We start from the raw sequence: 19,493 nt of genomic DNA on the forward strand, positions 1-19,493 counted from the left end.
CGATGGGAGCACCGAAACGCGAACGCAGCCCGCCCACCTCGGATTTCTCCGAGGGACTCGCCGAGCGACTGCAGGACGCGCCAGCCGACGAACGAGTCTACCGTATCGCGCTCGAGCTCCACGAACCCACACGAGTCACCGACGTCGCTGAGCGAGCTGACTGCTCGAAGAACGCCGCCCGTCGCCACCTCCGTCGACTCGTCGACATCGGACTCCTGACCCGCGTCACGGACAATCCAGAGACGTTCAGACGGAACGAGTCATACTTCGAGTGGCGACGCCTCAATCGTCTCTCGGAACTCAGCAACGAAGAGTACACAGAACGGCTCAAGGAACTCCTCTCCGAGCACGAGTCGTACCAGGACAAGTACGGCGTCGAGAAACCGGACGACATCGACCCGTTGAACTACGGTGACCACGGGGACGCAGAGCAGGTGTGGCTCGACTTGAACAACTGGGAAGCGGTCCGGACAGAGATTCGTGATCTCCGTCGGTCGCGTCCGGACGAGACGGTCGACGAAGGAGTCGTCTGACGGTGGACTACGGCGGTCACGAGCGGTCACCGAACCGCGCCCAGCTTCGTGAACTCGCGTCCCTACTCGAATCGGAATCGTGGATCGAGACGGTTTCGGTGTTCCCTCCGAACCGGCCGGAATCAATCGTCCTCGAACTCGTCGAGCACCACTACCCCGAAGAACAGATCGCGGAAGCCTACGTCGAGATTCGGTCTTACACGAACGGCGACTTCCATATCACCTACATTGAGGACCACTATGGGGAGCGGTGGATGTGTCGGTGGGATCGCCACGAAAGCACCGAGTACACACGCGACCATTACCACTCCCCTCCCCGAGCCCGTCATGAGGATGGAGAAAACCGGGACTACCCTCGAGAATTCGCGGCAGTAGTTGCTGAAGTGGTTGTACCATGGGTGTATGATCGGATGGGTGAGGTTTGGGAAAACGTCGATACGTAGCTTCGTCCGAAGAGAACCTGCTCGGGAGAATGTAGTCCGTTCCCGAAGCTGGGATGTAGGTGACTAGTTAACCAACATTGTCGGGGTGAAGCAGATATTCTTAACCAACACGCAGAATCCCAACGACAGTACACTCAACCGTTCAAGATGAGCGGCACTAGTCAACTCTTGTTCACAGGGCCTTTGTACTGACTCTTGATCGAGTCGCCTTCGCGCCACTGCCAGTACCAGTACCCGTTATCGTTGATTGTTTTCTTGGTTATCGTTGCCTTCGTAGGAACTCCTTCAGGAGGGGGGTCGCCTTTCTAGTCCACGTTCGCGTCTCGTTCTCCCGGAGTTTCTCTGTCCGCCCATCGGCGGTCGACGGAGATACGTGCTCTCGGACACCGGCTGAAGCCGGCAAGATGCGTCGACTTCTCCGTCATTGATATCCGCATAGAGAAGAGTACAGAATCGTGCAACTCGCGCGATTGCTGACAGCTGATGGTCCGGTCACTGGGCGTCTCGAAGACGGCGTCATTCACGCAGATGAGGGACGCTATCAGGTGGGTGTGGACGGACGACTCTTACCTCCGTGTACTCCCTCAGCGGTCTACTGTGTCGGGAGGAACTTCGCGGAGACATTAGAGCAGCGAGAGTACGACCGACCAGAGGAACCCGACTTCTTCATCAAACCCCCCACGTCGGTCACCGGTCACGAACAACCGATTACATACCCCGAATTTACCGAAGAGCTCACCTATGCGGGTGAGTTAGCAGCAGTAATCGAAGAGCGCTGCCGTAACCTTTCACCAGAGACGGTCTCGGACGTCGTGCTCGGGTACACGATTTTGAACGACGTCGATGCCCTAGACCAGCAGGGCAGAACCGCCCGAAAAGCGTTCGATGGGTCGGGTCCACTCGGGCCGTGGATCGAGACAGAAGCCGACCCTCGGGACATCGATATGTGGACCGATATCTCTGGGGAGCGCAGACAAGAGTCGAACACGAGTTTGATGCTGTTCAAGCCGTCCGAAGTCATCTCGTATCTTTCGAAGCGGTTCACGTTCCAACCGGGGGACGTGATCTCCTTCGGGAGTCCCGCGAATCCGGGTACCGTAGAACCCGGGGACACCATCGAAATAACGTACGAGGGCATTGGGACGCTCAGGAATACTATCGTAGATCAGCCCAGAACGGAGACTCCGACAGACTAAGTGGTTCGTACAGCTCTACGGCGCCTGCTGGTTTCCCACTAAGCATACGGGTTGCTTGATGGCCGCCGACCTCGACTTGTTCGTCCTCGCCGATGTCGGTGTCGGGGTCGACGCTTATCAGGAGTTGACCCTGCTGACCCGCTCACCACCCATCGTTGCACAGGTCTCGTCCTCCCGGTACGGAGGTAGATGTATATCTCGTCGTCCATCGATTCTAGCATGCCGGTCACATAGTGAACACACCTACCAGATGAGACCATCACCGGAACGACCGGGGAGATAGACGTTCTCGGGATGGACGCCGAGGGTGATTGTTTCGTCGACCGGGACGCTGGCGGCTCTTAGGTCGAATACAGTGCCGATGGCTTCGCTCGTGAAACCCGTTCTCGGTGGCCTCCCCTTCGATGAAGTTCGCCTCGGTCAATTGACTCGACACCGAATTCCAAGGCGATTCACCGATTCCGAGTATCGGTCGGACAGACCGATCTTCCAATTACTTCTACGTCGAACTGTGGTGCCAACGGTCGAGTCGTCCTCCCCGGACGAAGGTCCGAGGGAGCAGTCCCGACAAGTTCGACACGTCGGTGGTCGGAAACCCGCTGTGTCGACAGTTTCGCGCCACCAGCACGGTCGCTCAGGAACGTTCACGACGCTTTCGAGACCCGTTCGACGACGTTAAGAACGTGAACCCGGTTCGTAGTTGACGTGCCCTATCTCTCGTATCTGGAGGACGCTCTCTTCGAGGCGGTCCAGCGCCACGACGTGTTCGAGGACTCGAAGACGTTCGTCGACAGCGTGCCCGCCGAGGACCCCGAGACCATCAGCGAACGGTTCGAGTCGGTCAGGACCGACGAGGTGCCCGCCGTCGAGTCGTTCGTCTCCAACAACTTCCGTGTATCTGGTGACGACGAGTCGGTGACCGTTCCCGACGCCGGGTCGATGGAAGAGCACGTCCGAAAGCTGTGGCCCGCACTCGTCGAACACCCCACTGCGACCGACCCGGAGGTCGAGCGGGGAACCCTCCTCGCGCTTCCGCATCCCTACGTTACCCCCGGCGGGCGGTTCCGCGAACTGTACTACTGGGACAGTTACTTCACCGCCGAGGGACTGGCGGCGAGCGACCGGTTCGACCTCGTCGAGGCCTTCGCCGACAACCTGGCGTGGTGTGTCGACCGCTTCGGCTTCGTTCCCAACGGAAACCGGGAGTACTTCACCACGCGCTCGCAGCCGCCGACGTTCGCCGCGCTGGTCGACATCGTCGCCCGCGAGCGCGGCGTCTCGGCGGTCGAAGAGTACCTTCCGGCGCTCGAACGCGAACACGCCTTCTGGATGGACGGTGCCGCCTCGGTCGACGCCGCAGTCGAGACGGCGTCGGAGACGACCGCGGCCCAGCGAGCGGTCACGCTCCCCGGAGGGACGCTGAATCGCTACTGGGACGACGCCGCCATCCCCCGACAGGAGTCGTTCCGGGAGGACATCGACCTCGCGGAGCGGGCGACCGACCGCGACCCGAAGCGACTGTACCGGGACGTGCGGGCCGCCTGCGAGTCCGGGTGGGACTTCTCCACTCGGTGGTGCTGGGGGGAGGGGCTGGAGACGGTCCACACGACCGACCTCGTCCCCGTCGACCTCAACGCGGCGCTGTACGGGCTCGAGTCGTCGCTCGCGACGTGGCATCGGGCGCTCGGTAACACCTCGAAGGCGGACCGGTTCGATGCCGCGGCGACCCGCCGCCGGGAACTCCTCGACCGCCACTGCTGGGACGACGACGCCGGCTGGTACTTCGACTACGACTTCCGCGCCGGTGAGCACACGTCGACGTGGAGCCTCGCCGCCGCTGCACCTCTCTTCTTCGGCGCCGCGAGCGACGCCCAAGCGGCGCATGTGGCGTCGCATATCAGACAAAAGTTCTTGGAACCTGGCGGGCTGGTGACGACGCTCGTCGAGAGCGGCGAGCAGTGGGACGCGCCGAACGGGTGGGCGCCCCTGCAGTGGTTCGGAGCCGTCGGCCTCGAGCGGTACGGTCACGACGCGCTCGCCCGCGAGGTCGCGACGCGGTGGGTCGACCACGTCCGGAGTGTCTATCGGCGGACGGGGAAGCTCGTCGAGAAGTACGACGTCCGCGGCGACGGCCGAGGCGGCGGCGGGGAGTACCCGCTCCAGGACGGGTTCGGCTGGACCAACGGCGTCACCCTCGCGCTCGGCGACCGGTTCGACCTCGGTGTCGACGACGAGGCCACGAGGACCGTCGGCGACGGAGGACGGCGCGGACGAGGCGGCGAGAGCCGGTCGCAGTAGCGCGGTCCCGGAGGCCGTCGCGAGAGTATCCGTCATCACGGCTGGGGCCTCGACGTGGCGACCCGGCGAAGATATACTTCCTGTCGACGAACCGTTTCGTATGGTCAGAGCCTCACGACGCCGGGTCAGCGAACTGGTCGACCCGGGAACGGAGGACCGCTGGGGACGGCGTCTCACCGCCGCCGTCGTCCTACTCGCGTCGCTGAACGTTGTCGCCCTCGTTCTTCAGAGCGTCCCCGCGGTCTACCGGAGTTCCCCCCGGTTCTTTAGTGCGTTCTCGTTCGGGTCGGTCCTCCTGTTCACGCTGCTCTACGCCCTCCGCGTGTGGTCGGTGACCGCCTCGGCGAACAGACGCGACGCCGACGGTCGGCTCCGGTTCGTACGGAGCCCCATCGCGGTCGTCGACGTCGTCGTCCTCACCCTCTTCTGGGGTGGGCTCCTCTGGGAGGTCCTGTGGCCCACCACGGTACCGTCGGTGTTCGGGGCCGGAGCGGTCCGCGTGCTCTGGTTGGCGCACGTCTTCGAGCTTCCGCAGCTCAAACGGTCCCGAAGACGGTTCAAGCGCGTCCTCCTCGCTCAGCGCGAGGACCTCGCCATCGCGTTCAGCGGGGCCGGAATGCTCGTCCTCGTCTCCTCAACGCTCATGTACTTCGCGGAGCGCGGCGCACAACCCGACGCGTTCTCGTCAATCCCGGCCGCACTCTGGTGGGGCGTCGTGACGCTCACCACTGTCGGGTACGGCGACGTGATACCGGTCACGCCTCTGGGCCGTCTCCTCGGCGCCATCACGACGTTCGGCGGCATCGCCTTCTTCGCACTCCCCTCGAGCGTACTGGCCGCCGGGTTCTTCTCGGAGCGGACGGCCGAGCGAGAGGGGACGACCGAAGACGGACGAACGTGTTGTCCGCACTGTGGCAAGTCGCTCCATTCGGCGGCAGGCGGCGTCCGACCGGCCCTCGGTTCATCTTCGGAGGACGACTGAGCGGGCCCACCCGCTCGTCGGTGCGGGGACCCGGCGAAACCGGGGTGGCTACTCAGTCCTCGGCCTCGTCGGGTCGCTGTCGCAGGGCTGTCGCCCTCTCTTGTCGCTCCGCGGCCCACTGGTTTCCCACGACGGTTCGGCGTGGGACCGGGCTGTCTAGGTTCGGATGCCGCGTGAGGAGCCGTTCCAAGAGGCTCAGGTCCTTCGGGTCCGACTTGCCGATAACCTCGTACTCCACGACGACGGCCCCGTCTTTCTCGAAGAGCCGGACGTAGTTCAGCTGATACCACGGGTAGAACACTCGCGGGAGGATGCCGAGCACGACGGACTGCCGGGACAGTCGCTTCAGCCACGTCCCCGTGTTCACGACCGCGCGGTCGTCTATCTCTGTGACCGACGCACGGTGGGTGTGCCCGTAGACGAAGACGGCGACCTCGGGGTGGGAGTCGAACACGTCTCTCGCTCCGTCGAGGTACGTATCCCGCACCTCCTCGGGGTCGTCGCCCTCGTCCAAGAATCCGAACCTGCGCAGCGTCTGACGGACGTCTCTGACGAGGACTAACAGTGGGATAGCGATCACCGTGAGTAGGCCGATGACCACGACGTTGACGGCGAGGACGGTGTCGATGAGCGCCCCGACGACGCTCAGTTGGCCGAGTACGGAGAGGACGAGTTGATGCGGGGTCGACCAGAGGCCGACGACGTCAAGCAGAACGATGGCGAGATAGAGGAGGCTGACGTTGAACAGGAGGAGAAACGGCACCGCGGCGTACCGGATGAGTGGACTCATCTCGCGGTAGAAGTAGTTCGATATCATCCAGTCGGGGATCTGCGTCATCGGGGTCACCGACTGGATGTCCTTGAGCCAGTTGAACCGTCCGCGCTTCGAGAGCTTCCCCGCGCGACTCGTGATGTGGCGGTTCACGTAGTAGCCCGGCGGGTTCGCGTACGGGTTACCGAAGTCGGGGCTCTCGTTGTTCGGGTCGCGCTGTTGACCGTGTTCGATCCAGGCGACGCGGTCGCCGACGGGGCGGGTGAGGACGACCTCCTGTTCGAGCGTGACGTTGTACTCGGCGAGTCGGTCGACGTACTCCGGGTAGCAGGCGAGTTCGTAGTCGTGGTTCCCCGGCATGAACGTGATGGGAATCCGCTCGCCGGTCGCCCTGAACTGCTCGAAGAGCTCCGGGTAGCGTTCGACGAGCGTGTCGAACTTCGCGAGCCCCTCGAGTTCCGTGTACTCCCACAGCCCGAACGCGTCGCCGTTGACGATCAGCTCTACGTCCTCGTCACTCGCTTCGAGTTCACGGAGGAACGACAACAGTTCCGCCTCGAACTCCACGTTCTGGAGCTCCTCGTCCCCGCCGATGTGCAGGTCGCTGATGAAGTAGTACGCTGTCGGGTCCGACCGTGCCGTCTGTGGTGCCATTGGTGTGCTGTCCCGTCACCCAAGTCGTCGGCCGAACAACCGGCGTCGGCTCGGGACGACGCGATGGATACCCCGAGTACGTCGACCAGGTACTTGAACGGGTACGCCCGAGTCGATTTCGACGTGTGTCGGGTCGGCGATCACAGGACCGGTTCCCACTCCTCTGTCATCGCTCCCTCCCTCTCTTCGTTGATAGGGTGGTCTCCTGTCACAGTCCTCGCGAAGCGGAGTCGACCACCTCTTTCGAGACGGGTGATACAGCCCAAGTCGACGAGTCGGGAGATCGCGTGTCGGAAGGCGTCGTCGTCGGAGAACCCGTCGAAGAAGTGTCGGTCCCCAACGCTCCACCGGCGCTCGTACACCTCCACGACGAGGTCGCGTTCGGTGAGGACTTCACGGTGGAACGGCCGGTGACCTTCGTATACCACCTTGTCGTACCCCACTGCGTAGACAAACGCGTCCTGTGGGGTCAACTCGATCGGAGTGCCAGTGAAAACCCACCCGGCCATCCCGAGAACTGCCATCAGCCTCGATATCCCGGTTTCGTCGGCGACGACGAACGGGGAGACGGCGGGAAGCAACCCGGTAGCGTCCTCGACAGCAGCGCCGACGTCGAAGGTGAGATGCTGCTGCGTGACTCGGGTCACAGACCGTCCATCGTTGGGGCCGGCGCTCAGCAGTCCGCCCATCCTGGTGATCAGCCGCTCAACGAATGTCGGGGAGTCGACGACTGGTCGCACCGATAGGTGGTGCTCTAGCACCGGCCGGGCCAGCGCCGAAAAGCGGTGGTCCACAAGTATCGGCTCGGGGGAATCGACCTCGGCGAAGTCGCTGCTCCGAACGTGAACTGTCTCCATCGTCGGTCACGGCTAGTACGCACCCGGCTCGGATCAGCCTTGCCCGCGCCGAGTTCTGAACGGTGCCACGTCCTCCCGTTTCCGTATCAGATATCTTGATACCGGCTCAGGGTGTATCGTGGAGTGAACGCCGGAGATGTAGGCGTCGGGGTCGGAAGCGGTCGAGACGCCTGAAGTCCCTCCGGAAGGTAACCAATCATGAGTCAAGCGCTACCCGAAGAGTGGTTCATCAAGGACGCCCGCCTCAACGCGGCAATCGCGTGGGTGCTGACCGGACTACTCGTGTTGACAGCCGTCTCGAACTTCTTCTCCGGCCTGTTAGTCGCGATGGCCATTGCGGCCGTCGCTGCGGCCGTGGCGGTCGTCCCGGCGGCGGCTCACCGGTCCTGGACACGGACCGTCCCGTGGCCGATGTTGCTACTCGCGTCGCTTCCCCTGCTCGTCGGCGCCTTCAGCCCCTCGTTTCTCGGTGACACGCTGTCCGCGCTGGGGATTGCCGCGTTGGCGATTCTCGTCGTCGTCGCGCTCGAGATGACGACGACGATTCGGATGACACCGAACTTCGCCATCGGGTTCGTGATGATCGCGACCCTCGCGACCGCGGGGTTCTGGGCGCTCGGTTCGGCGGCGTCCGCCCGCTACCTCGGTACCGCGTTCGTCGAGACCAACGCGCAGTTGATGACCGTCTTCACGTCCGCACTGCTGGCGAGTGTCGTCTCCGCGCTGCTCTTCCGGTGGTACTTCCGGCGGCAGTTGGAGGCGAACCGTGAGCGCGAGCGTGGCCTCGTCGACCAGCGGGGTGTCGCATGAGAGTCAGAGACCGCGCCCGCCTCACCCCGGAACGGCAGGGTCGACTCGTTCGGGTCCTGCAGGTGGTGATGGCTGGCATCCTCGCCGTCGGACTGTGGTACGGAAACGGAGGTGTCGCGGTCAACGCCGCCGTCGGGCTCCTCGTCACGTTCCTCCCGGCGCTGTTGAAGCGCAACTACCGGTTCACCATGGACGTCGGCCTCGTCCTCTGGATTACGACGGCCATGTTTCTCCACGCGTTCGGGACGCTCCCGCTTCCGGGACTGGAGTTCCTGAGCCTCTACAGCGCGACGTGGTGGTGGGACCACATGACCCACGCGCTCTCCTCGTCGCTGGTCGCCGGGGTGGCGTACACCATCGTCCGCGCCCTCGACGAGCACAGCGAGTTCATCCACATGCCGCCCCGATTCCTCTTCGTCTTCCTGCTCATGTTCGTCATGGCGTTCGGCGTCGTCTGGGAACTCCTCGAGTTCTACATCGGCGTCTCGGCACAGCTGTTCGGCACGGCGGGGGTGCTCACGCAGTACGGACTGGACGACTCCGTCCTCGACCTGTTCTACAACACGCTCGGCGGGCTCCTCGTCGCCATCTTCGGTGCTGCCCACCTCACGGGGGTCTCCGGTCAACTCGCCGAACGACTGGGCGGTGCGTCCGCGAAACGCTGATCGACACCGTTCCATCGTTTTCGACTACCGAATCGGATTCGGCCCGGCTCGTCCCCCCACCGGAAGGTTGTCGCGTCGAAGAAGGCCCGGGATGAACTGAGAACGACAGGCGTTGTCGTCACCCATCTCGGGTGCCGTCGACCGCCGCGAACGGATGGTCGGGTACGTAGAGAGATGGAGAACACGCCGATGGGTCGAGTACTGGCGAGACCGCAATCAGACGCCGCAGTCGAGAAACGGTCGCGTGTGTCGAACGGTTTCACCGACGCAGTCGCGTCACCGGGGGCCGCAGGGTCCCGATTTCGACGGAAACCGTGTGTTACCTGGGCACGGTCGGACTAACGCTGTTACCGATGTTACGTACTGTCCGCGAACCGGTCGATTCCGTCTCGTTCGACCCGAGTCGCGAGGCGGTGCACTGGGAGAACCAGACCGGACCGGACCCCCGTCCGGGTCAGTCCTGCTCGGCGGGGTCGGACGGGACTCGCTCACCGGACTCCGGCGCGAACCCGCTTTGGTCGGCCGAACCCGCAGTCTGTGAACTCCCTCGCGGGAGCAGCGCAGAGAGGACCAGCGTGAACAGAACGACCACGACCAGTAGCAACAGCGTCTCCCGCTGCGCGGCGGTGATAGCCGCCTCGAAGACGGCCGCGAGCAGTTCCCGCTCCGAAGGCGTCAACCCCTCAGGAACGCTCGCTGTGTCTCGGCGGTCGCCGTCTCGGCGGCGTCCTGAAGCGCCAGTACGAGTTCGGTCCGCCGGTCCGCAGCCACCGGGCGGTCGGTCGCCGAGAGAACCCCGTCGACGACACCACCGTAGAACCGCTGGAGCAGGAACGACCCCACGACGGCCGTCCCGAGCGCGTACCCGAGCATCCCGACCGCGTTCAGCACGCCCGAGGCTTCCGCGGAGTTCGACGCCGGAACGGCGGAGAGCGTCATGTCTACCAACTGTGCCATCAGCAGGCCGAGGCCGAGGCCGAACAGCGTCATCGGGAGGACGGTCGACCCGATGGTCTGTTCGGGACCTGTACGCGCAACCAACAGTAGGAGCCCGACGCCCATGACGACGATGCCCGACTGGACGAGCGTCTTTTGGGGTACGTACGCACGCCAACCCGTCGTGAACATCGACGTGACGAGGGTCGCGACCGAGAAGGGGAGCATCGCGAAGCCGGCCTCGAATGCGGTGTACCCGAGCCCCGCCTGGAGGTAGACGGGGACGACGAAGATGAACCCCGCCATGACGACGGACCGGCTGCTGAACGTGAGGACTCCCGAGGTGAACCGGCCGTTGCTGAACACCTCGGTGGGGACGAGTGGTGACCCTCCCGCCCGCTCGATGCGCGCCTCGTACTGGAGGAAGGCCGCGAAGGCGAGGAGTCCGGCCGCGATACACCAGATTGCGGGGGAGGTCCCGGCGGGGGTGAACTCGACGCCCGCGACGACGAACGGCCGTGTCGCGGTTAGCCAGCCGTACCGCCCGCCGAGGAGGAAGCCGGTCACGAGCCCCGTCACCGAGACGACCGACAGGAGCGTTCCGCCCACGTCGAGCGACTCGCGCGTCTCGGTCAGCCGGTCCGGGGTCAGGTATCGGACGAACAGTAGCGTCACGGCGACGACCACCGCTTCCAACGCGAACCCCCACCGCCAGCTGGCGTAGGTCGTCAGCGCGCCGCCCAGGATTGGACCGACGGCCGCGCCGGTCGCGCTCACCCCCGCCAACGTGCCGAGCGCCTTCGCTCGGTCCGCCCCCTCGTAGCTGACGACGAGGACGGTGAACGTCAGCGGGAGGAGGACGGCGGCCGCCGCCCCTTCGATGACGGACCACCCGAGATACAGGACGGTCGTGTTCCAACTCACCGCCGCCAGTAGCGTCCCGACGGCGTACACGACGAGCGTGGCGGCCGTGAGTCGTCGAATCCCGAAGATGGAGGGAAGCTTTCCACCCGGGAGGATGAGCGCCGCCATCACCAGCGAGTAGAACGTGATGGCCCCTTGGACGACGGTGACCGTCGTATCGAGGTCGGAGACGATCGCCGGGATAGCCACGTTCATCATCGTCGAGTCGATGACCGCGATGAACATCGCGAGGTTCACCGCGATGGCCGGCCCCCAGTACGAAAGCCCGCGGTCGGCGGGGCGGGCGGGCGACTCCCCGTCGACCGTGTCGGTTGCGGAACCCATGTGTCTCGGGAGGGATACGTCCCCACGATAGAAATAGTGGCCTGTCGGTCGGACACCCGTGGACGATTCCAAACTCTGAGTCGGATATTCGGATTCGAACGCTCGAACTCGACCCTCGGGCGAGCGAAAGGCTATGTTCCGGCCGCACGTGCATCGACGTGTCGCGACCGTCCGAGAAGTGTCGTCGAACTACCCTGCCATGGCCGAAGAACACACCGAGACACCACCGACAGCGAACTCCGTAGCGGAACCCTCCGTACGACGCATCACGGCGACCGTAGAGTGGGGCCCCATCGACCGGGCCCGCGCGGCGCTGTGGGTCGTCGCCGTCGTACTGCTTCTCGGGCTCCTCTACGTCGGATGGCGGTACGTCGGAACGCTCGTCATGGGCGTGTTCGTCTACTACGTCGCACGACCGGTGTTCCGGCGCATCAACACCCGAATCGAGCGTCGGACGGTCGCCGTCGGGGTGACGCTCCTGGCGGTGGCGCTCCCGCTGCTCGTCGTCGTCGGGTGGGCGGTGGTGATTCTGGCCGAGGCGTTCGGCGACCTTCTAGGGTCGGACGCGTTTGCCGACCTCGAGGGGTTCGTCGGCTCCTACGCCGACCTGCTCGTGGGACTGGAGGCCGTAGTCGACGAGGTGCTCACGAACCCGAGGAGCCTGGCGGACCTCGAGTTCGGCCCCCTGCTGAACGACCTGCTCGGGTCGTTGCTCGCTTGGGTGGGGACCGTGTTCGACGTCGGGATTCACGGCTTCATCGTCCTCATCCTCGTGTTCTACCTGCTCAGGGACGACTACCGCCTCGCCCGCTGGAGCCGCGCCACGTTCGTCGACGCCGACGGGGTGTTGGAGTCGTACTTCGCGACCGTCGACCGCGACCTCCACAACGTCTACTTCGGAAACATCCTGAACGCACTCATGACCGGTCTGCTCGCGGCGGTAGTGTACACCGTCCTCAACTTCTTCGCACCCTCCGTCACCCGCATCCCCGAGGCGGCCTTCCTCGGACTGCTCGTCGGCGTCGCCAGCCTCGTCCCGGTCATCGGCATCAAGCTCGTCACCTGGCCGGTCGGCGCGTCCCTCCTCGGCCGTGCGCTCTGGCTGGACCCCGAAGCGGTTTGGTTCCCGGTCGTGTTCCTCCTCGTCTCGTTCGTCGTCGTGGACTACATCCCCGACCAACTGCTTCGGCCGTACGTCAGCGGTCGAACGCTCCACGTCGGCGCCGTGATGCTCGCGTACACCCTCGGACCCCTCCTGTTCGGCTGGTACGGCATCTTCCTCGCGCCGTTGTTGTTCGTCGTCGTCTTCGAGTTCGGCCGGCTCGTCTTCCCGTGGTTGCTCGCCCCGGAACGTCTCGAGGCGTCGCATTCGGGCTGGGACGAGCGCCCCACGGGGCCCGACCCGGAGACGGGTGACAGTCGGCCGGTGAACTCGACGGAGGACGTCGACCTCGCCGACGGCGTCGACGACGGAGGGCTCTCCACCACGACCGAGAGCGCCGACCCGACCGGAGAGTAGCTCCCGTCTCGGGCCTGCCGACCGCAGAGCCGTCTCTCGACTCGAGCGACTGAGGTACGGAGCGCGTTCTCCCCACGCGGTCGCCGTGCTCCCCGACGTACCGCTTTATCTTGACACGCATCCTACCCGTTGCATGCGGCTCGTTCAGGTACTGATTCCGGAGGGGACGCGCGAGAGTGTCGTCGCTACACTCGACGAGCAGGGTATCGACTACGCGATCTTCGACGAGGTCGGCCGCGGGGACTTCGAAGCGATGGTCCAGTTCCCCGTCCCACCGAGCGGCGTCGAGCCGATCCTCGACGAGCTGACGGTAGCCGGTGTCCAGGAGGACGCGTACACCATCGTCCTCCCGACCGAGACGGTCGTATCACGACGCCTCTCGGGGCTGGTCGAGCGATTTCCCGGCTTGCGAATCTCCCGGGACGAACTCTACGCCCGTGCCCAGGACCTCGCACCCGCGAACTCCACGTTCTTCGCATTTCTCCTGTTGAGTACGGTCATCGCGACTACGGGGCTACTCCTCGACTCGGCGGCGACCATCATCGGCGCGATGGTCGTCGCCCCGCTCATGGGGCCGGCGGTCGCCGCGAGCGTCGGGACGATTCTCGACGACCGCGACATGACGGCCCGCGGCATACGGCTCCAGGTGACGGGGCTTCTCGCCGCAATCGCGACCGCGGCGGTTCTCGGCTGGCTGCTCCAACAGACCGTCCTCATCGCGCCGGGGTTGGACATCCGGGCCGTTCCGCAGGTCGCCGAGCGGACGAGCCCGAACTTCCTGTCGCTGTTCCTCGCGCTCGGGTCCGGCATCGCGGGCGCCATCAGCATCATGCGGGGGTCGGGGTCGACCCTCGTCGGCGTCGCTATCGCCGTGGCGCTCGTCCCCCCCGCAGCTACGTCCGGACTCGGAATCGCGTTCGGGCTCCCCGGAGTCGCCATCGCCGGCGCGGTGCTGGTCATCGTCAACCTTCTCGCCATCAACCTCTCCGCGCTCATCCTCTTCTACCTGGCCGGGTTCAAGCCGCTGGACGCCGGAAAGTACGAGGGTATCAGGTCGTCCGTAGCCTCCCGGGTCGTCACCATCGTGGTCGCCATCACCGTCCTCTCGCTCGTCCTCGGGACCGTTACGCTGACCACCTACCAGACACAGGCGTTCGAACGACAGACCGAGGCCCTCATCGAACAGGAGTTCGAGGCGGCGGACGTCGAGGGGGTCGTCCTCGTTGGCGTCTCCGTCGACTACCAGCCCGTGGACCGACTCCTCGGCGACGAACCGGTAGTCGACGTGCTCGTCGGCATCCCACGTGACCTCGAAGCACCGCCCGACCTCGCCCAGCGGTTCGACGATCAACTGACCGAACGGCTGGGTCAGGACGTGATCGTCCGCGTCGGATTCATCGAGGCACAAGTCTCGGACGGTGAGCCGCCGAGCAGTCCGCTCGGGGACCGCTCCGCCACGACCACACGGCCGAGTGTCGTCCGGCTCCCGACTCACTGACCGTCGGCGCCCCGCCGCTGACCGTTCGTTGCCGTCTCGCTCGTCACCTTCAGGTGCGTCGAAAGAGGCGTCCACGCCGCGTCCCGCTCCGACCGTTCACCGGGCCGTCGACCCGGAGCCGACGACCCCTCGCGACCCGAGCATCGCGGCGACGCCGACCACCATCAGTCCGAGGCCGAACAGGGTTCCGAGCGCCCACGAAGCGTTGCTCGGCCAGGAGACCACGAGCAGCGCCGCGATAGCCACGAGGGCCACACCGAGAACCGTCGACGCGATGCGGTCGGCTTCCCGATGAAGCACTCCGGTGAGCCTGCCGACGCCGTCGAGGAGGAGCGGGACCGCGAGCACCACCGACAGTCGCGACGCGTCGAGAGGGAAGAACACGAGCAGTATCCCGACGAGGACGTACCCGGCCGCGCGGAGCAGTTCCGCGGCCACGTCGCCGAGCGGTGTCGTCTCCCGACGCTTGAGCCCCTCCACACGGACGACGCCGAGCACGACGAGCAGCAGACCCAGCCAGACGCTGAGGACAGCGCCGGTGAGCAGCGGCATCGCCACGGCGATTACGCCGACACCGGCGGCAATCACGCCGACCGCGAAGCCGTAGTCGTCGGTCGCCGCTTCGCTACCGGGTTCGTCGTCGGTCGGCTGATTCGGCTGGTTCGGTCGTTCCTCTCGTGTCGTCGTCATCGTATCGTACGAGTTCGAAGCCTCCGAAGCGTCGGAGAGGCGTTCGGGAGCCGACCGACGGACGGGTCGGTGTCAAGCGCTCCGTTTCGGTTCGCGGGCTCGCGTTTCGAGGGTCGGCTGTGCTGACTCACCCTGTCAGACCCCACCGACGCCGGCCGCGGGTTCCGTGGTCGTTTCGGTGAGGCTCCGCGCGCCGAGGGCCAGGGCGACCATCGAGGTACCGGTTACGAGGAGGTTGGCTCCGAAGAGGACCCCGACGGCCCAGAGTGCGGTGGTGGGGAACCCGAGCCACAGCATCGCGGCCAGCGCGATTCCGACGACCCCACTCGCGACCGTCCACACCCAGTACTTCTCACCGCGCAGTTGGAGCCCCATCACGACCTCGACGACCCCAGTAGCGAGGAGGTAGCCGATGACGAGCAGGGTCAACGTCGCGAGGCCGAACGCGGGGTTCAGCAGGACCGCGCCACCGGCGATGAGAGTGACGACCCCGAGAACGACCTGCCAGACGAACCCCCTCCACCCTTGCCCCCTGAACGCACCGACGAAATGGAGGACGGCGCTCCCGACGAGGAGCAATCCGACCAGCAGCGCGATAGAGATGCCGGTCAGGAGCGGGGAGAGCATCGCGAACACGCCGAACGCCGCGATGACGACACCGGCGACGAGGAACATCCGCCAGTTCGACTGGAGCGTGTTCGTCAGCGATTCTGTCGACTCCGGCATGTCCGCTTCACTCGTCGCCATATGTACGACCGTACGATGGCATCGTGTCGACTTAAGTAGCGTTCTCGTCTGCGTGGAGAATCACGTTCTTCAGAGGATCGTAACTGGCTGATTTCCCGTTTTTCCGTCAACAATGTTGATGATTAGCCACTGCCAGCTACCCGGTGCGATGAGTAGCTTGGTTGTACTCGCATTCGACACCGTAGACGGTGCAACGGACGTACGCGACAGGCTCTACGAACTACAGAAGCAGGAGCTCATCACGCTCGAAGACGCCGCAGTGGTCGTCCGCAACGAGGACGGAAAGGTGAAGGTCAATCAGGCACACAGTCTGGTCGGCGCCGGGGCGCTCGGCGGCGCGTTCTGGGGGATGCTCATCGGGCTCCTCTTCTGGGTGCCCTGGCTTGGGATGGCGATCGGGTCGGTGACCGGCGTGATATCCGGGAAATTCACCGACATTGGGGTCGACGACGACTTCATCAAGAGCGTGAGCGAATCCATCGACCCCGGCAACTCGGCGATCTTCCTCCTCATCCGCGACGTCCAGAAGGACCGCGTCCTGGAGGAGATCGAGGGGCACGCCCCCACCGTCCTCCGAACGAACCTCTCCCCCGAGCAGGAGCAGAACCTCCGCGAGGCCTTCGGCACCGAAGCACCCCCGGCCTGAGTCACGAGGGTAGTTCGACCGTCGCCGCTGTCCGGACGGCGGCACTCACCGGACGGACCACGGCTCCACCCTCCCCGGTCACACCTGGGTGTCGATAACCCCGGTCGATTGAAAGCTACATTGGTACAATTACTTACGAAGTATAGCCAAAGTAGATACGATACTCGACCACGGCCTGGCTAGATGGCGTGACTTCCAGACGAAAGAGCGTATGCGAGTTTTTGAATCTCTGGTCGAATCTGAGCGAGTCAGGCTTTAGTTCGATCGAGCGACTATTTCCCAACTGTCGATTATTAGTTTTTATTATACTGAACCGTAAGATATGTGAATTCTGCCTTTGCTCTCCATAATATCGAATATAATGGCCAGAGTGCGTCACTAACTGAGATTTTGTAGACAACTCACAACGACCGAGCCTGAGGTTGTTTTAACAATTATAATTGTATTTTTATGGAGGCCCATTCCGTGGCGTCGTTTAGCCGGCAGTCCGCTCTCGGGTTCCGACCTCCCGACGTAAGACACCCGTCTACAGGAAGCGAGGAGCGAGTCAGTACACGTCGTCACCTGGCAACGACAACCGAACCGACGGCACGTGTCGTCCCCGATACCGACAGCGACAGTCCCACACCGGCAGTCTGCCGGTGGACCACCGTGACGGACGAACCGACCACGTACCGCGAGGCGCCGCCCGCCGACTTCGACCGACCGTTCGGGCCAAACTATTTACAATCGCTTCACCAACCCCCGAGAGAGTCGTTCACATGCCCCGAGCCGTCTTCGACAGTAGCGAGTACGACCGTCGTATCGCCCGGACGAGAGCGCGGATGGAGGAGGAGGGGGTGGACGCGCTGTTCGTCAGCGACCCGGCGAACATGAACTACCTCACGGGCTACGACGGCTGGTCGTTCTACGTCCACCAGGGCGTCGTCGTCACGCGTGACCGCGACGAGCCGGTGTGGGTCGGTCGCGGGATGGACGCCAACGGCGCGCGGGCGACCACCACCCTCTCCGAGGACAGTATCCGCGCGTACAGCGACGACCACGTTCACTCCCCCCACGACCTCCACCCGATGGACTTCGTCGCCGAGGTGCTCCGCGACCTCGGCGTCGACGACGCGACCGTCGGCCTGGAGATGGACGCCTACTACTTCACGGCGAAGTCCTACACCCGTCTGCAGGAGCAACTCCCCGAGGCCGACCTCGTCGACACCACGCTGCTCGTCAACTGGGTTCGAGTCAAGAAATCCGACCAGGAGTTGGCGTACATGGAGGAGGCCGCTCGCATCTCCGAGAACGCGATGCAAGCCGGCCTCGACGCTATCGAGGAGGGCGTCCCGGAGTACGAGGCCGCCGAGGCCATCTACTCGGCGCTCGTCGACGGCACCGACGACTACGGCGGCGACTACCCCGCCATCGTCCCGCTGATGCCCTCCGGCGACCACACGGGGACGCCGCACCTCACCTGGACCGACCGACCCTTCGAGAACGGCGACCCCGTCATCATCGAACTGTCGGGCTGTCGTCACCGGTATCACTCTCCCCTCGCCAGAACGACGTTCGTCGGCGACCCACCGCAGGAGATCGAGGAGACCGCGGACATCGTCGTCGAGGGGATGGAAGCCGCACTCGACGCCGTCGAGCCGGGGGTGACCTGCGAGGCCGTCGAGAAGGCGTGGCGCGACGAGATAGCCAAACACGGCGTGAAGAAGGAGGACCGCATCGGTTACTCGATGGGGCTCGGCTACCCGCCGGACTGGGGCGAGCACACCGCGAGCCTCCGCCCCGGCGACGAGACCGTTCTCGAGGAGAACATGACGTTCCACACCATCCCCGGGCTCTGGTTCGACGACTTCGGCGTCGAGTTGAGCGAGACGTTCCGCGTCACCTCGTCGGGTGCGGAGGCGCTCGCCGACTTTCCGCGTCGGCTGTTCACCGCCTGAGTCGAACCCGCCCCCGGGCCGACCTGCTCTTCGTCCTACTCCCCGACCGGGGCTCGAACCAGATTCTCCAGCCCCGCCGCATCCTCGCCGGCGTCCAGTCGCTCGACGTTGCGTGCGACGATGTCGGCCAGTCGGTCCCAGTGCTTCGGCGTGTGGCCGCCCGTGTGTGGCGTGATGAGACAGTTCTCGAGGTCCCACAGTGGGTGGTCCCCCGACAACGGCTCGGGGTCGGTCACGTCGAGGGCGGCGCCACGAATCTTGCTCGTCCGGAGCGCCGAGACGAGCGCGTCGGTGTCGACGATTCCGCCGCGGGCCGTGTTCACCAGTACGGTCTCGGGTCCCATCGTCGCGAACGCCGCCTCGTCGATGAGCCCCCGCGTGAGGTCGGTGAGCGGGCAGGCGAGGACGACGTACTCGCTGCGAGCGAGGGCGTCGTGAAGGTCGTCGTCGTCGAAGCCGACCACCTCGTCGGTCGGACCGCCCTTCTCCGGGCTGTACCGTACGCCGATCGTGTCGACCTCGAACCCCTGCAGGCGCTGCACCACCGCCTTCCCGATGGAGCCGAGGCCGACGACGGCCACGGTGCTCCCCGTCAACTCGCCGGACTGGAAGTGGCGCCACTCCGAACGTTCCTTCCGGCGCCACCCCTCGTGGAGCCGTCGAGCGAACACCAACATGTTGCCGACCGCCTGCTCGGCGATGCCGGGCGCGTGGATGCCGCCAGCGTTGGTGACGGCGACACCGCGCTCCGCTAGCGCCGCCACCGGAACGTGGTCGGTGCCGGCGAACGTGCAGGCGAACAGTTCGAGCCGGTCTGCACGCCCGAGCAGGTCCTCCTCGACGGTGATGCCGGTGACGACCCGGGCACCCGGGACGAGTTCGCGCTCCTCTCGGGGCGTCCGAGCGAGCGCGACCGACCGGTCGGGGAGTCGGTCGCGGAGCGTCTCGGCGTACGACTCCATCGACAGCCCTTCGGTCCCCTCGCGGAGGACGACGACGTCGTTGTTCTCGGTCATCGGTTCTCGTTGTGTGTGAGTTCGTCTTAGTCCTTTCCGGTGT

The 19,493-nt window shown here is 64.9% G+C and carries 16 protein-coding genes and 2 pseudogenes; 11 read left to right on the top strand and 7 right to left on the bottom strand.

Annotated features, from left to right (window positions below):
- Positions 1 to 2 precede the first annotated feature (2 nt).
- The gene (locus N5095_RS01600) at positions 3 to 533 is read left to right on the top strand and encodes a DUF7342 family protein (protein ID WP_267620333.1); all 531 of its coding nucleotides are present in this window, start codon (positions 3 to 5) and stop codon (positions 531 to 533) included.
- Positions 534 to 535: 2 nt separating this feature from the next.
- Positions 536 to 976, top strand: coding sequence for a toxin-antitoxin system TumE family protein (locus N5095_RS01605; RefSeq protein ID WP_267620335.1), 441 nt, complete (start codon positions 536 to 538; stop codon positions 974 to 976).
- Positions 977 to 1,137: 161 nt separating this feature from the next.
- Here the strand turns inward: N5095_RS01605 and N5095_RS22620 are convergent.
- Positions 1,138 to 1,245: pseudogene (locus N5095_RS22620) on the bottom strand (DUF6788 family protein); the annotation flags it as partial.
- A 186-nt stretch (positions 1,246 to 1,431) separates the two neighbouring features.
- On the opposite strand from N5095_RS22620, the gene N5095_RS01610 reads away from it, so the two are divergent.
- From N5095_RS01610 to N5095_RS01620, 3 genes are all read left to right on the top strand, one after another.
- Positions 1,432 to 2,172: a fumarylacetoacetate hydrolase family protein gene (locus N5095_RS01610; protein WP_267620337.1), complete on the top strand. Its 741-nt coding sequence runs from the start codon at positions 1,432 to 1,434 to the stop codon at positions 2,170 to 2,172.
- A gap of 705 nt (positions 2,173 to 2,877) precedes the next feature.
- Complete coding sequence (treF, locus tag N5095_RS01615; RefSeq protein ID WP_267620339.1) at positions 2,878 to 4,470, top strand: alpha,alpha-trehalase TreF; 1,593 nt, start codon at positions 2,878 to 2,880, stop codon at positions 4,468 to 4,470.
- Positions 4,471 to 4,570: 100 nt separating this feature from the next.
- Positions 4,571 to 5,452 carry a potassium channel family protein gene (locus N5095_RS01620; RefSeq protein WP_267620341.1) on the top strand — a complete coding sequence of 294 codons (882 nt, stop codon included), beginning with the start codon at positions 4,571 to 4,573 and terminating at the stop codon, positions 5,450 to 5,452.
- A 52-nt stretch (positions 5,453 to 5,504) separates the two neighbouring features.
- Here N5095_RS01620 and N5095_RS01625 read toward each other — a convergent pair whose 3' ends face one another.
- Positions 5,505 to 6,878: a metallophosphoesterase gene (locus N5095_RS01625; RefSeq protein ID WP_267620343.1), complete on the bottom strand. Its 1,374-nt coding sequence runs from the start codon at positions 6,876 to 6,878 to the stop codon at positions 5,505 to 5,507.
- Positions 6,879 to 7,018: 140 nt separating this feature from the next.
- Entirely contained in the window at positions 7,019 to 7,735 is a 717-nt protein-coding gene (locus N5095_RS01630; protein ID WP_267620345.1) for a hypothetical protein, read from the bottom strand.
- A gap of 198 nt (positions 7,736 to 7,933) precedes the next feature.
- Here N5095_RS01630 and N5095_RS01635 point away from each other — a divergent pair, with 198 nt between their 5' ends.
- Both N5095_RS01635 and N5095_RS01640 read left to right on the top strand, forming a co-directional pair.
- Positions 7,934 to 8,545: a hypothetical protein gene (locus N5095_RS01635; RefSeq protein ID WP_267620347.1), complete on the top strand. Its 612-nt coding sequence runs from the start codon at positions 7,934 to 7,936 to the stop codon at positions 8,543 to 8,545.
- A complete protein-coding gene (locus N5095_RS01640; RefSeq protein ID WP_267620349.1) occupies positions 8,542 to 9,210 on the top strand; it encodes a DUF2238 domain-containing protein in 669 nt (222 codons plus the stop codon). The genes N5095_RS01635 and N5095_RS01640 overlap by 4 nt, the downstream gene beginning before the upstream one ends.
- A 454-nt stretch (positions 9,211 to 9,664) precedes the next feature.
- Here the strand turns inward: N5095_RS01640 and N5095_RS01645 are convergent.
- Positions 9,665 to 11,394: pseudogene (locus N5095_RS01645) on the bottom strand (MFS transporter).
- Positions 11,395 to 11,593: 199 nt separating this feature from the next.
- Here N5095_RS01645 and N5095_RS01650 point away from each other — a divergent pair.
- Both N5095_RS01650 and N5095_RS01655 read left to right on the top strand, forming a co-directional pair.
- On the top strand, positions 11,594 to 12,913 hold the full coding sequence (locus tag N5095_RS01650) for an AI-2E family transporter (RefSeq protein ID WP_267620351.1): 1,320 nt from the start codon (positions 11,594 to 11,596) through the stop codon (positions 12,911 to 12,913).
- 133 nt (positions 12,914 to 13,046) lie between these two features.
- Positions 13,047 to 14,411: a TIGR00341 family protein gene (locus N5095_RS01655; protein WP_267620353.1), complete on the top strand. Its 1,365-nt coding sequence runs from the start codon at positions 13,047 to 13,049 to the stop codon at positions 14,409 to 14,411.
- 96 nt (positions 14,412 to 14,507) lie between these two features.
- Here N5095_RS01655 and N5095_RS01660 read toward each other — a convergent pair whose 3' ends face one another.
- Together N5095_RS01660 and N5095_RS01665 are read right to left on the bottom strand one after the other, a co-directional pair.
- Positions 14,508 to 15,101: a DUF308 domain-containing protein gene (locus tag N5095_RS01660; RefSeq protein WP_267620355.1), complete on the bottom strand. Its 594-nt coding sequence runs from the start codon at positions 15,099 to 15,101 to the stop codon at positions 14,508 to 14,510.
- Between the two features lie 135 nt (positions 15,102 to 15,236).
- On the bottom strand, positions 15,237 to 15,848 hold the full coding sequence (locus N5095_RS01665) for an HdeD family acid-resistance protein (RefSeq protein ID WP_267620357.1): 612 nt from the start codon (positions 15,846 to 15,848) through the stop codon (positions 15,237 to 15,239).
- A gap of 148 nt (positions 15,849 to 15,996) precedes the next feature.
- Here N5095_RS01665 and N5095_RS01670 point away from each other — a divergent pair, with 148 nt between their 5' ends.
- On the top strand, positions 15,997 to 16,494 hold the full coding sequence (locus N5095_RS01670) for a DUF1269 domain-containing protein (protein WP_267620359.1): 498 nt from the start codon (positions 15,997 to 15,999) through the stop codon (positions 16,492 to 16,494).
- A gap of 761 nt (positions 16,495 to 17,255) precedes the next feature.
- The gene (locus N5095_RS01675; RefSeq protein WP_267620361.1) at positions 17,256 to 18,434 is read left to right on the top strand and encodes a M24 family metallopeptidase; all 1,179 of its coding nucleotides are present in this window, start codon (positions 17,256 to 17,258) and stop codon (positions 18,432 to 18,434) included.
- A gap of 35 nt (positions 18,435 to 18,469) precedes the next feature.
- Here N5095_RS01675 and N5095_RS01680 read toward each other — a convergent pair whose 3' ends face one another.
- A complete protein-coding gene (locus N5095_RS01680) occupies positions 18,470 to 19,450 on the bottom strand; it encodes an NAD(P)-dependent oxidoreductase (protein ID WP_267620363.1) in 981 nt (326 codons plus the stop codon).
- Positions 19,451 to 19,493 lie beyond the last annotated feature (43 nt).

Origin of the sequence: Halobium salinum, from assembly GCF_026586625.1 — an archaeon.
Taxonomy (GTDB): domain Archaea; phylum Halobacteriota; class Halobacteria; order Halobacteriales; family Haloferacaceae; genus Halobium; species Halobium salinum.

Coding starts and splice junctions, on each gene's coding strand:
- N5095_RS01655 (WP_267620353.1), top strand. CDS start 13,047: ATGCGGCTCGTTCAGGTACTGATTCCGGAGGGGACGCGCGAGAGTGTC.
- N5095_RS01665 (WP_267620357.1), bottom strand. CDS start 15,848: ATGGCGACGAGTGAAGCGGACATGCCGGAGTCGACAGAATCGCTGACG.
- N5095_RS01625 (WP_267620343.1), bottom strand. CDS start 6,878: ATGGCACCACAGACGGCACGGTCGGACCCGACAGCGTACTACTTCATC.
- N5095_RS01630 (WP_267620345.1), bottom strand. CDS start 7,735: ATGGAGACAGTTCACGTTCGGAGCAGCGACTTCGCCGAGGTCGATTCC.
- N5095_RS01635 (WP_267620347.1), top strand. CDS start 7,934: ATGAGTCAAGCGCTACCCGAAGAGTGGTTCATCAAGGACGCCCGCCTC.
- N5095_RS01680 (WP_267620363.1), bottom strand. CDS start 19,450: ATGACCGAGAACAACGACGTCGTCGTCCTCCGCGAGGGGACCGAAGGG.
- N5095_RS01670 (WP_267620359.1), top strand. CDS start 15,997: ATGAGTAGCTTGGTTGTACTCGCATTCGACACCGTAGACGGTGCAACG.
- N5095_RS01640 (WP_267620349.1), top strand. CDS start 8,542: ATGAGAGTCAGAGACCGCGCCCGCCTCACCCCGGAACGGCAGGGTCGA.
- N5095_RS01650 (WP_267620351.1), top strand. CDS start 11,594: ATGGCCGAAGAACACACCGAGACACCACCGACAGCGAACTCCGTAGCG.
- N5095_RS01675 (WP_267620361.1), top strand. CDS start 17,256: ATGCCCCGAGCCGTCTTCGACAGTAGCGAGTACGACCGTCGTATCGCC.
- N5095_RS01620 (WP_267620341.1), top strand. CDS start 4,571: ATGGTCAGAGCCTCACGACGCCGGGTCAGCGAACTGGTCGACCCGGGA.
- N5095_RS01660 (WP_267620355.1), bottom strand. CDS start 15,101: ATGACGACGACACGAGAGGAACGACCGAACCAGCCGAATCAGCCGACC.
- N5095_RS01600 (WP_267620333.1), top strand. CDS start 3: ATGGGAGCACCGAAACGCGAACGCAGCCCGCCCACCTCGGATTTCTCC.